1 protein-coding gene and 1 pseudogene are annotated in these 1468 nt (G+C 56.1%); both read right to left on the bottom strand.

Annotated features, from left to right (window positions below; genetic code table 11):
* Positions 1 to 124 precede the first annotated feature (124 nt).
* Positions 125 to 379, bottom strand: a pseudogene (locus tag HK439_RS26335) (DDE-type integrase/transposase/recombinase); the annotation flags it as partial.
* A gap of 165 nt (positions 380 to 544) precedes the next feature.
* Complete coding sequence (locus HK439_RS26340) at positions 545 to 1369, bottom strand: site-specific integrase (protein ID WP_190294455.1); 825 nt, start codon at positions 1367 to 1369, stop codon at positions 545 to 547.
* Positions 1370 to 1468: the final 99 nt, after the last annotated feature.

A 1468-nucleotide genomic window follows, 5' to 3' on the forward strand; every position in this document is an offset into this window, starting at 1 on the left:
GCCGGCGTCGCTCCACCGACGTGATCACCTCGATATGCTGCTTGGTCATATGACTACTCCTAGTGCTATCACTAGGACTGGCAGTCTTCAGCCTACGCCAGCAAGACGGCCTTCACCGGAGGGGTACCCTTTCCCGTTTGAGCAGGTTGAAGAAGCTCTCGGCAACAGCGTTGTCATGGCAGTTTCCACGCCGGCTCATCGAGTGTTCCAGATTGTGAGCACGAAGGAATGACGCCCAGTCCATGCTCGTGAACTGCGATCCCTGATCCAAATGGATCAGAACCCTGTTCTTCGGCTTCCTCCGCCATACCGCCATGAGCAGGGCCTGCAACACGACATCCGTGGTCTGACGGCTCTGCATCGACCAGCCGATAAGTCTCCATCAAGCGCTATGAAACAACTTCATCATGGAAGCAAGCTTTGCTGATACTGTATTTTCCAATTGACGTGAAAGCCCAATGCTGATCCGTATTGCATGCTATTGCTACTATGAATAAGCAACATTCGTCATGGTGACACAGCCTTTCTTACGCGGGTGCGTTCTTCAAGACTCTTGTCCTACCCCACAAAACTCTCCCCAATCTTCCATCAAGTTCCTTCGCTTGGAAAAAGCATCCCCGCGCCGATACGCCCGTTCGGTCGCATCCCCAACCATATGCGCCAGCGCTGCCTCGGCCACTTCCCTGGGAAAGCTTGTGTTGTCACCCGCCCAATCCCGAAAACTTGAGCGGAAGCCGTGCACCGTACAATTCTCGATTTTCATCCGCTTCAGGACGACGCCCAGCGCCGCATCTGAGAATGGACGATGTTTATTCGGTCCGACGAACACATATTGCTCGTTGAGCTTCATTTGCTCGATTTCCCGAAGAATAGCGATCATCCGATCGGTAAGGGGAACTCGGTGCGGCCGGCCGGCTTTCATGCGTTCCTTAGGGACTGTCCAGATTTTTGCGTTCATATCCAGCTCGGACCATTGCAGGTGCCGGACTTCTCCTGATCGACAGGCGCCGAGGATCAGAAACTCCAGAGCACGCGCGGCCAGCCCCTCTCGCCGCTTTAAGTCTCTGATGAACGCGGGGATATCCGTGTACGGCAGGGCCGCAAAGTGGCCCCGGGTGAGCTTGGCCCGTTTCGGCAGCAGGAGCTCCAGATGTCCCCTCCAGGCTGCCGGGTTCTCTCCCGACCGCAGGCCTTTAACCTTCGCTGCGTTCAGCACCCTCTCGATTCGTCCCCTGAGCCGATGGGCCGTTTCCGGTTTCGTCTGCCAAAGCGGTTCTAGAATACCGAGAATGTCATTGGTATCGATCTCATCGAGCGCCTTCTTCCGAATTGGGGCGGCGTTGCGGGTTTCGGTAATCCCCGGACACAGATTTCAGTAATTCCCGGACACGCGTTTCGGTAATTCCCGGACAGGGATTTCGCTAAATCCCGGACAGTTCCGGGCCCCCGGACACGGTTGGTCATCGCC

Source organism: Roseibium aggregatum (genome assembly GCF_014692675.1).
Classification (GTDB): Bacteria; Pseudomonadota; Alphaproteobacteria; order Rhizobiales; family Stappiaceae; genus Roseibium; species Roseibium aggregatum_C.